Here is an 11,718-nt window from a genome sequence, read left to right as displayed (position 1 = left end):
TGTTCGGTTGAACCTGCGAAGGGGTGGAACGTCAAGATGGTGGACAGCGGGGGGCTTTGGACGCCTCCTGAGGACGAGCTGGCTGAGGCTCTGCAAACAGCTCAGGTACTGATCGAGGAAGGTCGTGCCGACGAGGCCGGGCCGTACCAGCAACGTGTCATCGAGTTGGCCCGGGAACGCGCCGAGGGGCACCCGGATCATTACGAGGCCAAGCACCTGATGGCCGCGACGCAGTACGAGCTGGCCGGCTCGCTGAACGCGTCGGGCCGGCACGAGGAAGCGCTTGCCGCGCTGCACGAGGCTCAACTCGGCTACACCGAGCTCAGCGACGCCGGTGTCCTCGACGCCACCTCCTTCCTGGCCGACGTCCGGGCCCGGCGGGCGATGACCCAGGCCCATCGCGGTCACGGCGCGACCGCCGTACTGGAGATGGACGGGGCGGTGATCGCGTACGGGCAGCTCGTCGGTGGCGAGGACGGGCTGAAGCACCAGCCTGACTTCGCCCGGGTACTGGCGATGAACGCGCTCATCCTGCGGCGGTACGGCGACCCCGCGCTGGCGGTGGCGTCGGCGGACGCGGCGACCCAGCTGTTCCTGCAGTTGGCTGACAGGATCAACGAGAGCCCACAGTCGCTGTCCTACGCGCGATATCTCTGTACGGCGGCTGCCGTATCGGCCGACGTACATGCCGCCGAAGGCCGGCTCGACCTCGCCCTCGAGGCCGACGAGATCGGGCTGACGACCGCTGACACCCTCGCGGACTCGGAGTCGGCCACCGACCTCCGCACGCTGGTCGCCGCGCTCACCCGCAAGGGCAAGCACCTCGGCATCGTCGGCCGGATGATGGAGGGCGAGACCAGCCTGCAGACGGCGTTCGCCACCGACGCGGAGACGGCCGCACGTGTCACCGAGGAGCTCGACCGTGGCCTGCCGCTGACCCTGGTCGCAGCGCTGGAGAACGCGGAGATCAAGCTCGGGCCGTTCGAGCAGTACCACCGCCTGCTGGCGCTGAGCGAGCCTGCGCCGGGGATGACACTGGCGACGGTGTCGGGCCGGACCGACCCCGAGTCGGCGGCGGTACGCGCGACCGAGCTGGCCGAGCTGGTCCGGCCGCTGTTGCTGCAGGACGCCGACACCGCGCTCACCCTGGGCGTGGAGGCGCACTACCTGTTCGCGATCTCGTCCGAGCGGGAGTCGCAGCGGATGCGGTACGAGACGAGCACCTACGCGCCGATCTGGGCGCAACTGCTGCTCGACATCTCCGAGGCGTACTACCAGGCCGGGCGGACCGAGATGGCGCTCGACCTGGGCGGTTGGTGTGCGGAGGTCGCGACCGCGCTGATCCCCTTCACCGACGACGACACGGTGATGAAAGACCTGGCCGGCTCGTGCTACCGCCACCACGGCAACCTGCTCGCCGCCACCGGCGACATGATGGCCTCCCAGCACGCCCACGAGGCCGCGGAGCAGCTCCAGCTCGGGCGGTAACCCCCCGGTAATTGACGCCCCCTCTCCCCGGGGCGGACTCTGGCGCTAAGTGCTCCGGCACGGGGCACCTGCCGAGGGGGAGCGCTCATGGACGTGGTGGAACTGCACAACCGGACGGTCGACGGCTTCGTCAGGTTGGTGAACGAGGTGGGTCCCGATCAGTGGTCGGCGCCGACGCCGTGCTCGGACTGGGACGTGCGCACGCTGGTGAACCATGTCGTCGGGGAGGAGCGCTGGACCGTACCGCTGATGGAGGGCAAGACCATCGCGGACGTCGGTGACTCCCTGGACGGCGACCTGCTCGGTGACGACCCCGGCACCGCCGCGGCCGCCGCCGCCCGCGCTGCCCAGGAGGCGGCCGCGGCGCCGATCGACAAGGTGCATCTCTCGTACGGCGACGAGGACCCGCCCGAGTATCTTCGGCAACTGGCCGCCGACCACCTCGTCCACGGTTGGGACTTGGCGGCCGCGATCGGCGCCGAACCCCGGCTGGATCCGGAACTGGTGGACGAGGTCGCCACCTGGTACGCAGAGCGGGAGGAGATCTACCGCTCGTCAGGCGCCGTCGCCGAGGCGGTCGCGGGCTTCACCGACCCGGCCGACCAACTCATCGGCGCCTTCGGCCGCAACCCGCGCTGGTCCACGGCAGATTCCGTCGTCGCCCGGTTCGGTGCGGCGTTCGACCGCCAGGACCTGGAGGCGGTGATGGCACTCGTCACCGACGACTGTGTCTTCGAGTCCACCTCACCCGCTCCGGACGGCGCTCGGTTCGAGGGCGCGGCCGACGTACGGGCGGAGTGGGAGAAGCTCTTCGCGAACACCGGCGACCCACGGTTCGAGACCGAGGAGACCGTGGTGCTGGGTGATCGGGCCGTGGTGCGCTGGCAGTACTCCTGGCAGGAGCCGTCCGGTGAGCGCGGTCATGTCCGCGGTGTCGACGTACTGCGTCTGCGCGCCGGCAAGATAGCGGAGAAGCTCTCCTACGTGAAGGGCTAGGAATCCTGGAGGTCGGTCTTCAACGCGCCGACGAACAGGCCTGCCTCGGCCTCGGTCATGCCGGTCTCGGACACGACCAGCGCCGTGGCCTGGTGCAGCTCGCCCTGGGCCTTGAGGGCGCGGGTGCGCTCGGCCAGGTTCGTGCCGGGCCGGCGGACGAGCGGTGTGTCGGTGACAGGCGCGACGTACCGGCCGAGCCGGATGTCGTCGACGAGTCCCTTGGCGTGCTTCAGGTCCAGGCCGGTCCGGTCGCGGATCAGCTTGACCGCGTGGATCGTCTTCTTGGTGGTGATCAGGAAACGCACCTGATCGACGTCGTCCGAGGAGAGTCTGCCCCGCGCGGCGGCGAGGGCAACGTTGTCGGCGTCCTGGCTGCTCTGTCGGCTGAACAATCCCATGGCGCCATCCTTCCAGAACGACTCAACCGGTGAGGACTCGACGCACGTCGCCCACACTCAGCCGCCGAGCACCCTGCGTACGTCGCCCCAGGCCAGTGTGCCGAGCTCGCGATCCGCTTCCTCGGTCCCGCCGCGCGCCATCCGCTGACCGCCGGTCTTGGGCGTCTCACCGGGGAAGATCACCCGGTGACCGGCGCGCGCTCCAGGTCCGGCGTACCGCTGGACCCGTGCAGGAGCAGGACGCCCGTCCTCACCCGACGACGACCTCCACCCGCTGGAACTCCTTGAGCTCCGTGTAGCCGGTGGTGGCCATCGCGCGCTTCAGGGCGCCGACCAGGTTCATCGTGCCGTCCGGCACCCAGGACGGGCCGAACAGGATCTGTTCCAGCGTCCCGGTGACGCCGACCTCGACCCGCTCACCGCGGGGCAGATCGGCGTGCCACGCCTCCGCGCCCCAGTGGTACCCGCCGCCGGGTGCGTCGCTCGCCCGGGCCAGCGGCGAACCGACCATCACCGCGTCCGCGCCGCAGGCGATCGCCTTCGCCACGTCACCGGACCGCCCGACCGAGCCGTCCGCGATCACGTGCACGTACCGGCCGCCGGACTCGTCCATGTAGTCCCGCCGCGCCGCCGCCACATCGGCCACCGCGGACGCCATCGGCACCGCGACACCGAGCACCTTGCGCGTGGTGTGCGCCGCACCGCCGCCGAAGCCGACCAGTACGCCGGCCGCGCCGGTGCGCATCAGGTGCAGCGCGGCCTGATGGGTCGCGCACCCGCCGACGATCACCGGTACGTCGAGGTCGTAGATGAACTGCTTGAGGTTGAGCGGCTCGGCCTGACCCGAGACGTGCTCCGCGGAGACCGTCGTACCGCGGATGACGAACAGGTCGACGCCCGCGTCCACGACGTGCTTCGCGAACTGCTTGGTCCGCTGCGGCGAGAGCGCGCCGGCCACGGTGACACCGGAGTCGCGGATCTCCTGGACCCGCTGCGAGATCAGCTCGGGCTTGATCGGCGCGGAGTAGATCTCCTGCAGCCGGTGGGTCGCCTGCTCCTTGGTGATGGAGGTGATCTCCTCCAGCAGGCTCGTCGGGTCCTCGTACCGGGTCCAGAGGCCCTCGAGGTTGAGCACGCCGAGACCGCCGGCCTTACCGATCGCGATCGCGGTGGCCGGCGACATCACCGAGTCCATCGGCGCGGCCAGGATCGGCAACTCGAACCGGTACGCGTCGATCTGCCAGGCGACCGAGACCTCCTCCGGGTCCCGCGTCCGCCGCGACGGCACGATCGCGATGTCGTCGAACGCGAACGCCTGCCGCCCCCGCTTCGCGCGGCCGATCTCAATCTCGTTCATGCCGACAGGCTACCGATCTTCCCCGTCTCCCCCGACATCGAGTCCATCCGGCGGCGGAACCCCCGAGCCGAGGCAAGCTCCCGCATCCGTAAACACCACCCGGACGCAAAGCACCCCCGCAAGCTGCGGGGGTGCTTTGGGTGACGGTTAGCGGCCGGAGTAGTTGGGGGCTTCGACTGTCATCTGGATGTCGTGGGGGTGGGATTCCTGCAGGCCGGCTGAGGTGATGCGGACGAAGCGGCCCTTGTCCTGGAGTTCGGGGACGGTGCGGGAGCCGCAGTAGAACATGGACTGGCGGAGGCCGCCGATCAGCTGGTGGGCGACGGCCGACAGCGGGCCGCGGTACGGGACCTGGCCCTCGATACCTTCGGCGATCAGCTTCTCGTCGGTGCCGACGTCGCTCTGGAAGTAGCGGTCCTTGGAGTACGACTTGCGCAGCCCGCCGGCCGACGACATCGCGCCGAGCGAACCCATCCCGCGGTACGCCTTGAACTGCTTGCCGTTGATGAACACCAGGTCGCCCGGCGACTCCTCGCAGCCGGCCAGCAGCGACCCCAGCATGACCGTGTCCGCACCGGCCACGAGGGCCTTGGCGATGTCACCGGAGTACTGCAGGCCGCCGTCGCCGATCACCGGGACGCCGGCCGGCTTGCAGGCCAGCGACGCCTCGTAGATCGCGGTGACCTGCGGTACGCCGACGCCGGATACGACCCGCGTCGTACAGATGGAGCCCGGTCCGACGCCGACCTTGACGCCGTCCGCGCCGGCCTCGACCAGCGCCTGGGCGCCCTCACGGGTGCCGATGTTGCCACCGATCACGTCCACGCCGCGGGTGGCCGGGTCGGCCTTGAGCTTGCGGATGATCTCGAGCTGCGCCTGGGAGTGTCCGTGTGCCGTGTCCACGACCAGTACGTCGACACCCGCCTCGACCAGGGTCATGGCGCGCTTGTACGCCTCGCCGAAGAAGCCGATCGCGGCCCCGACCATCAGCCGGCCGCTGGCGTCCTTGGTGGACAGCGGGAACTTGTCACGCTTGACGAAGTCCTTCAGCGTGATCAGACCGGTCAGCTTGCCGGCGTCGTCGACCAGCGGCAGCTTCTCCACCTTGTGCCGGCTGAGCAGCGCCATCGCGTCGTCGGCGGAGATACCCTGCTTGCCGGTGATCAGCGGCTGCTTGGTCATCACCTCGCGGACCGGCCGGGACAGGTCGGTCTCGAATCGCATGTCCCGGTTGGTGACGATGCCGACCAGGACACCGGCGTTGTCGACCACCGGTACGCCGGAGATCCGGTACTGCCCACAGAGCGCGTCGGCCTCGCCGATGCTGGCGTCCGGGCCGATGGTGATCGGCTGCGCGATCATGCCGGACTCGGAGCGCTTGACCAGATCGACCTGCTGGGCCTGGTCCTCGATCGAGAGGTTGCGGTGCAGGACACCGAGGCCGCCCTGGCGGGCCATGGCGATCGCCAGCCGCGCCTCGGTGACGGTGTCCATCGCGCTGGACAGCAGCGGGATGTTCACCTCGACGTTGCGGCTCACCCGGGACCGGGTGCTGACCTCGGACGGGATGACGTCGGACTCGTTGGGCTGCAGCAGTACATCGTCGAAGGTGAGACCGAGGACGGCGAACTTGTCGGGAACTCCAGCGGGTGTGATGTCCATGGGGAAAACGAGCACCTTTACACGGCGAGAACGGGACACCATCCTATGACGCCCCCGCCAGGCACCCCGAACCGCCCGTCCACAACCGGCGGTTCCCCGGCACCACGACGAACCCGCCCGGTAGCAACCGGGCGGGCACGTGCGGTGATCAGTTCGTCGGCGCGTTGACCACGCTGAGGATCGTGAGCACGTCCGGCGAGTCCGTGGATCCGTGCGCGCGGGCGATGGCGGCGTGCTTGCCCTCGGCGTAGCTGCCGGTGGAGTGCCTGCCCGTGGCGTACGTCTCCTTGACCGAACCGGTCGTGACCTTGCCGCTCGAGTGCTTCCCCTCCGTGCCGAAGAACGTCGCCGCGCTCGGCACCTCGACCGCCTCACCGGTAGAGCTCGGCAGTACCTCCGGCAGAATCTTCTCCACCAGCCCGGTCAGCCCGTCCAGCGGCGATTCGGCCGGCTTCTCGTCGGCCGGCGGCGCCTTCTGGTCGGCGTCGGCCGGCGGCTGAGGCGTCTCGTCGGCCGGCAGGTTGCCGACCGGCGACTGGTCCTCGGACTCACCTGTGTCACCACTCGGCAGCGTCGTCGGCGGCGTGGCCGGGTTTGTCGGGTTCCCCGTCTCACCGGTGCCCGACTCATCGTTGTTCGCCGGCGGCGGCGTCGTCGGCGGCGTGCTCGGGTCGGTGGACGGCTCCGTCGGCGGCGTGCTCGGGTCAGTCGTCGGCTCGGTCGTCGGCGGCGCACTCGGCTCCGTGGACGGCTCGGTCGTCGGATCGGTGGACGGCTCGGTCGTCGGCTCCGTGGTCGGATCCGTCGTCGTCTCGCCGGTCTGATCCGGCGCCTTGGTCGGCTCGGACGTCACCGGTGCGATCGGTTGTTCGATCGCCGACGGCTTCTCAACCGGCGCCGGCCGCAGCAGCGGCGGCATGGCCTGCTGCCGGTCGGCAGGCGGGTCGGCCGCCAGCGGATCGACCTTGGCCTTCTGCTCCTCCTCGGCTGCCTTCCGCTCTTCCGCCTTCTTCTGGAAGTCCTTGGCGACCTTGACGATCTTCGTCTTGTCGACCACCGGCATGCCGTCGAGCTGTTCCTTCGGGAAGCTCGTCTCCGGGCGGACCGCGTTGACCACCTTCTCGATGACCTTCTCGTACGGCGACAGCGGATCGCCGGTCACGGCCGCGGCGACGCCGGAGACCGACAGTGCGGCCACCGCGGCGACACCGAGTGCCAGACCGCGCGTCGCCATCTTGCGGGCGAACGGGTCCATCACCGGGTTGAGCGCCGCGCACCGCGCCAGGAAGCTCTCCGGATCGTCGATCGTCTCGACCGGTAGTTCATCCTCGACTTCCACGGCGAGCCGCAGATCGGCCAGCAGCTTCACGGCCGGGTCATGCTCACCCGCGATATGCGCGGACTCCCCACCAGCGGCCAGCAGGTCGAGCAGTGCGTCATCAGCGTCGATCGCGTCGAGATCGAAACGGTCAGCCATGATGCCCCTCCCCTGCTCCTCGTTCCAGCTGTGCCTCATGCCCCACAAACCCCCTGAGCGTGTTCAACGCCCGATGTTGTGCGACCCTCACCGCCCCCGGTGTCATCCCCAGTGCCCGGCCGGTCTCCTCGGCTGACATCCCCGCTACCACCCGGAGCCGGAGGATCTCCCGCAACTTCTCCGGCAACTTGTCCAGCAGGTCCATGATGTGCTGGACCTCTGAATGCCGGACCGCGTGCTCCTCCGGCGTCGGTGACTCGTCCGCGCCGTCCGGCAGGTCCGGCGTCGAGACGTCGGCCACCGCGAACGCACGCTGGGCATCGGCGACCTTGCGGGCCGCGATGCCGTAGACGAAAGCCTCGAAAGGCCTTCCCTCATCACGGTATCGGCTGAGTGCGCCGAACACCGCGACACATACCTCCTGAGCGACGTCGTCGACCATGTCGGCGCCGCCGGGATACGTCCAGAGCCTGGACCGCACGTAGCGGTGGGCAACGGCGCGCACCCTGGTGAGCAGGTCATTAAGAGCTGTCCGGTCGCCTTCGCTCGCAAGCGCGGCAAGATCCCTGAGCTCGACCCGGTCGTGGGTGTGCGGTGCTTGGACCTCGGTCACCCTCGCCCCCTCGTGTTGGACCGGTCAGCCTGAAAGATGGTACGACGCTCACCTTCTCCTGCCTAGTGGCAATTCGTAATCACGCAGGGTTTTCCATCACAATCTGTCACTACCCGCCCGTACGGCCACCGGGCCGGGCGATCTGCCGGTAGATCGTGGCGCGACGCAGCCCCAGTTCGTCAGGACGAGGGCTCGAAGTGGAGTACGGCGGAGGCCTGGTCGGCACCCCAGTCGATCGGTGTCCGACCGATCTCCCGCCACCCCGCCCGCCGATAGAGCCCGATCGCAGCATGACAGTTGTCGGCCACTTCCAGGCAGACCCGTCGCCCCAACTCCGAGCCCATCAGCACGGCATGGTCGAGAAGCTGCCGCCCAAGGCCACCGCCGGTTGCCTTCGGATCCACGAACAACCGCTCGACAAGCGCGCTGCCGTCCGAGCCGGCAGTCAGAGCGACGTGCCCGGCGACCCGGCCGTCCTCAGTCGTGATCACCCACGCGCCGAGCAGCCCCGGCGGCGTCAGCCACGCCCGCGCATCCGCCGGCCAGTTCAACGGATATCCAGCCAGCTCATGCACGTCCCGCAGAAAGCCGACACAGCTCTCCAGGTCGTCCTTGCTCCGCTCCCGAATCACACCGCAACCCAAGCACACCCGGTGACCTCAGGCTTCGGTTGCCACTTCGACCGGTTCACGAGGGCCTCGCCGGCCACACACAGTGAACCGCCCGGCCGGTCCGAGGGACCAGCCGGGCGGTTCGGGTGTTGCGTGTGACCTGAGGATCAGTGGCCGTGACCGTGACCGTGACCGGCCGCGGCGGGCTCCTCTTCCTCGGGCTTGTCGACCACCAGGGTCTCGGTGGTGAGCAGCAGCGCGGCGATCGAGCCGGCGTTGGCGAGCGCGGACCGGGTCACCTTGACCGGGTCCAGCACGCCCTGGGCCAGCAGGTCGCCGTACTCGCCGGTGGCGGCGTTGAAGCCGCTGCCGAGCTCGAGCTCCGCGACCTTCGCGGTCACCACGTAGCCCTCGTAACCGCCGTTCTCGGCGATCCAGCGCAGCGGCTCGACGATGGCCTTGCGGACGATCCGGACCCCGGCGAGCTCGTCACCCTCCAGGCCCAGGCCGTCCTCCAGCACGGTGGCCGCGTGCACCAGGGCGGAGCCGCCGCCGGCGACGATGCCCTCCTCGATCGCGGCCCGGGTCGCGGACACAGCGTCCTCGATCCGGTGCTTCTTCTCCTTCAGCTCGACCTCGGTGGCCGCGCCGACCTTGATCACGCAGACGCCACCGGCCAGCTTGGCCAGCCGCTCCTGCAGCTTCTCCCGGTCCCAGTCGGAATCGGTGCGCTCGATCTCGGCCTTGATCTGGTTCACCCGGCCGTCGATGTCGTCGGCCTTGCCGGCACCCTCGACAACCGTGGTGTTGTCCTTGCTCACCACGATCCGGCGCGCCGAACCGAGCACCTCCAGACCGACCTGGTCCAGCTTCAGGCCGACCTCGGGGGCGACGACCTGCGCACCGGTCAGTGCGGCCAGGTCCTCCAGCATCGCCTTGCGGCGGTCACCGAAGCCCGGCGCCTTGACGGCGACGGAGGTGAAGTTGCCGCGGATCTTGTTCACCACCAGGGTGGACAGCGCCTCGGCCTCGACGTCCTCGGCGATGATGAGCAGCGCCTTGCCGGACTGCACGACCTTCTCCAGCAGCGGCAGCAGGTCCGCGATCGCGGAGATCTTGCCCTGGTGGATCAGGATGTACGGGTCCTCCAGCACCGCTTCGCCGGCCTCGGCGTCGGTGATGAAGTACGGCGAGATGAAGCCCTTGTCGAACTGCATGCCCTCGGTGAACTCGAGCTCGGTCCCGAAGGTGTTCGACTCCTCGACGGTGATCACACCGTCCTTGCCGACCTTGTCGAACGCGTCCGCGATCAGGGTGCCGATCTCTGCGTCCCGGGCGGAGATGGTGGCGACGTGGGCCATGTCGCCCTTGTCGTCCACCGGCCGGGCGGTCTCGACCAGCCGCGCCGACACGGCCTCGACGGCCGCCTCGATGCCCTTCTTCAGGCCCATCGGGTTGACCCCGGCGGCGACGGCCCGCAGGCCCTCGTGCACCAGTGCCTGCGCCAGCACCGTCGCGGTGGTGGTGCCGTCACCGGCGATGTCGTTGGTCTTGGTGGCAACCTCCTTGGTCAGCTGCGCACCAAGGTTCTCGAACGGGTCGTCCAGCTCGACCTCACGGGCGACGGTGACTCCGTCGTTGGTGATGGTCGGGGCGCCCCACTTCTTGTCCAGGACGACGTAGCGGCCCTTCGGCCCCAGCGTCACCTTCACCGTGTTCGCGAGCTTGTCGACGCCGCGCTCCAGCGCGCGCCGGGCGTTCTCGTCGAACTCGAGGATCTTCGGCATGGAAAAACCAGTCCCTCTCTGAATTCTCTTCTCGTTGCGCCAAGCAGGTCCGAGCCACACTGCACCGGACCGACTCCGCCCCGGCGCCGGTGGTCGGCACCAGGGCGGTGTCAGTCAGGAACAGCGGGCGGTCGTCACTTGTTGACGACTGCGAGGATGTCGCGGGCGCCCAGGATCAGGTAGTCCTGGCCGTCGTACTTGACCTCGGTGCCGCCGTACTTGGAGTAGATGACCTTGTCACCAACGGCGACGTCCAGCGGGACGCGGTTGCCGTTGTCGTCGATCCGGCCCGGACCGACAGCGAGGATCTCGCCCTCCTGCGGCTTCTCCTTGGCGGTGTCCGGGATCACCAGGCCGGACTTCGTGGTCTGCTCGGCTTCGAGCGGCGCGACGAGGACACGGTCCTCGAGCGGCTTGATCGTGACCGACACTTGCTGACCTCCACGGTCGATTCGCTTGTCTGTGGTTCAGAGTGGTCGCGCTCCCCTGCCGTCGCGGGGGTCAGAGGCCGGACCGCTGGCACCCTCCACCGGAGAGTGCCAAGACCGAATCTAGGCCGCGATTAGCACTCGGTCAACTCGAGTGCTAGATCTCGGCCGGCCGGAATACAGCTGTGACCATCCGAGTACGGATTGTGGTCAAACGCTGGGCCTAACCGGGGGTGCCGTGCGACCGTTCTCTGTACGGCGTCCCGGCTGCCCTCGGGACCTGGGTCCGAGGAGAGACCATGGCCCTCAGTTTTCCCTCTCTGCCCAAACTGTCCGGCCGCACTGTCGCGGTCCTCGCCGCAGCCGGCGCGCTCGCAGTAGGAGCGGTCGCCGCCGGCGCCTCGAAGGACCAGCCTGCCGCCAGCCCCAGCATGGACGCACCGGCCGCAGCGCCCCCGCAGGCAGCGCCGGCCGCGGACACCAACAGCGCCCGGACGGCCGCCGCCGCGGCCGCGCTGCCGCAGTGCCGATCAGCCATGCTGGTCCCGGTCAACCGCAGCTGGGGCATCCCGATGCCGTCCGTCTACGGCAGTGCGAGCACCTACTGCAACCTCATGTACGGCGACGACCCACACCGCGGCTCCACGGTGTTCGGCGACCCGGACACGGCCATCCGCATCCTGCAGCGCAACCTCAACTTCTGCTACGGCACCAAGCTGGCAGTCGATGGCGTCTACGGCAGCAACACGCGTGCGGTGGTCAAGACGGTTCAGCGCAGGCACAAGCTCGTCGCGGACGGCATCTACGGCCCCAAGACCCGCTCGGCCATGAACTGGCGCCTCTACTCGATGGCCACCCGCAGCTGGAGCAAGGGCTGCTCTAGCCCCCTCTAAAGTGGCGG

The 11,718-nt window shown here is 69.1% G+C and carries 12 protein-coding genes; 3 read left to right on the top strand and 9 right to left on the bottom strand.

Translation table 11 applies throughout. The features are described from left to right. Nucleotides 1–36: 36 nt before the first annotated feature. Entirely contained in the window at nt 37–1,488 is a 1,452-nt protein-coding gene (locus tag EV652_RS27590) for a hypothetical protein (RefSeq protein ID WP_132212169.1), read from the top strand. Nucleotides 1,489–1,575: 87 nt separating this feature from the next. Continuing rightward, the gene (locus EV652_RS27585) at nt 1,576–2,484 is read left to right on the top strand and encodes a TIGR03086 family metal-binding protein (RefSeq protein ID WP_132212168.1); all 909 of its coding nucleotides are present in this window, start codon (nt 1,576–1,578) and stop codon (nt 2,482–2,484) included. Here EV652_RS27585 and EV652_RS27580 read toward each other — a convergent pair. The 9 genes from EV652_RS27580 to groES all read right to left on the bottom strand — a co-directional run bounded on the left by EV652_RS27580 (nt 2,481) and on the right by groES (nt 10,820). Next, on the bottom strand, nt 2,481–2,882 hold the full coding sequence (locus EV652_RS27580; RefSeq protein WP_132212167.1) for a hypothetical protein: 402 nt from the start codon (nt 2,880–2,882) through the stop codon (nt 2,481–2,483). The genes EV652_RS27585 and EV652_RS27580 overlap by 4 nt on opposite strands. A gap of 57 nt (nt 2,883–2,939) precedes the next feature. Then, nucleotides 2,940–3,065, bottom strand: coding sequence for a hypothetical protein (locus EV652_RS45860; protein WP_255512638.1), 126 nt, complete (start codon nt 3,063–3,065; stop codon nt 2,940–2,942). Between the two features lie 67 nt (nt 3,066–3,132). Then, a complete protein-coding gene (locus EV652_RS27575) occupies nt 3,133–4,239 on the bottom strand; it encodes a GuaB3 family IMP dehydrogenase-related protein (protein ID WP_132212166.1) in 1,107 nt (368 codons plus the stop codon). Between the two features lie 147 nt (nt 4,240–4,386). Next, nucleotides 4,387–5,901: an IMP dehydrogenase gene (guaB, locus tag EV652_RS27570; RefSeq protein WP_132212165.1), complete on the bottom strand. Its 1,515-nt coding sequence runs from the start codon at nt 5,899–5,901 to the stop codon at nt 4,387–4,389. Between the two features lie 148 nt (nt 5,902–6,049). Then, nucleotides 6,050–7,378, bottom strand: coding sequence for a hypothetical protein (locus tag EV652_RS27565; protein WP_132212164.1), 1,329 nt, complete (start codon nt 7,376–7,378; stop codon nt 6,050–6,052). Next, a complete protein-coding gene (shbA, locus tag EV652_RS27560; protein ID WP_132212163.1) occupies nt 7,371–7,991 on the bottom strand; it encodes an RNA polymerase sigma factor ShbA in 621 nt (206 codons plus the stop codon). The genes EV652_RS27565 and shbA overlap by 8 nt, the downstream gene beginning before the upstream one ends. A 179-nt stretch (nt 7,992–8,170) precedes the next feature. Next, nucleotides 8,171–8,623 carry a GNAT family N-acetyltransferase gene (locus EV652_RS27555; protein WP_132212162.1) on the bottom strand — a complete coding sequence of 151 codons (453 nt, stop codon included), beginning with the start codon at nt 8,621–8,623 and terminating at the stop codon, nt 8,171–8,173. Between the two features lie 146 nt (nt 8,624–8,769). After that, nucleotides 8,770–10,389 carry a chaperonin GroEL gene (gene groL, locus EV652_RS27550; protein ID WP_132212161.1) on the bottom strand — a complete coding sequence of 540 codons (1,620 nt, stop codon included), beginning with the start codon at nt 10,387–10,389 and terminating at the stop codon, nt 8,770–8,772. Between the two features lie 134 nt (nt 10,390–10,523). After that, nucleotides 10,524–10,820 carry a co-chaperone GroES gene (gene groES, locus EV652_RS27545; RefSeq protein ID WP_132212160.1) on the bottom strand — a complete coding sequence of 99 codons (297 nt, stop codon included), beginning with the start codon at nt 10,818–10,820 and terminating at the stop codon, nt 10,524–10,526. 296 nt (nt 10,821–11,116) lie between these two features. Here groES and EV652_RS27540 point away from each other — a divergent pair, with 296 nt between their 5' ends. Continuing rightward, on the top strand, nt 11,117–11,710 hold the full coding sequence (locus EV652_RS27540) for a peptidoglycan-binding domain-containing protein (RefSeq protein WP_132212159.1): 594 nt from the start codon (nt 11,117–11,119) through the stop codon (nt 11,708–11,710). Nucleotides 11,711–11,718 lie beyond the last annotated feature (8 nt).

The organism is Kribbella steppae, assembly GCF_004342025.1.
Taxonomy (GTDB): domain Bacteria; phylum Actinomycetota; class Actinomycetes; order Propionibacteriales; family Kribbellaceae; genus Kribbella; species Kribbella steppae.
This window is presented reverse-complemented; position numbering and strand designations above follow the sequence as displayed.

Excerpts from the sequence above, each read along its gene's own strand:
- guaB (WP_132212165.1), bottom strand. The coding sequence starts at position 5,901 with ATGGACATCACACCCGCTGGAGTTCCCGACAAGTTCGCCGTCCTCGGT.
- EV652_RS27585 (WP_132212168.1), top strand. The coding sequence starts at position 1,576 with ATGGACGTGGTGGAACTGCACAACCGGACGGTCGACGGCTTCGTCAGG.
- EV652_RS27565 (WP_132212164.1), bottom strand. The coding sequence starts at position 7,378 with ATGGCTGACCGTTTCGATCTCGACGCGATCGACGCTGATGACGCACTG.
- groL (WP_132212161.1), bottom strand. The coding sequence starts at position 10,389 with ATGCCGAAGATCCTCGAGTTCGACGAGAACGCCCGGCGCGCGCTGGAG.
- EV652_RS27575 (WP_132212166.1), bottom strand. The coding sequence starts at position 4,239 with ATGAACGAGATTGAGATCGGCCGCGCGAAGCGGGGGCGGCAGGCGTTC.
- EV652_RS27540 (WP_132212159.1), top strand. The coding sequence starts at position 11,117 with ATGGCCCTCAGTTTTCCCTCTCTGCCCAAACTGTCCGGCCGCACTGTC.
- EV652_RS27590 (WP_132212169.1), top strand. The coding sequence starts at position 37 with ATGGTGGACAGCGGGGGGCTTTGGACGCCTCCTGAGGACGAGCTGGCT.
- EV652_RS27580 (WP_132212167.1), bottom strand. The coding sequence starts at position 2,882 with ATGGGATTGTTCAGCCGACAGAGCAGCCAGGACGCCGACAACGTTGCC.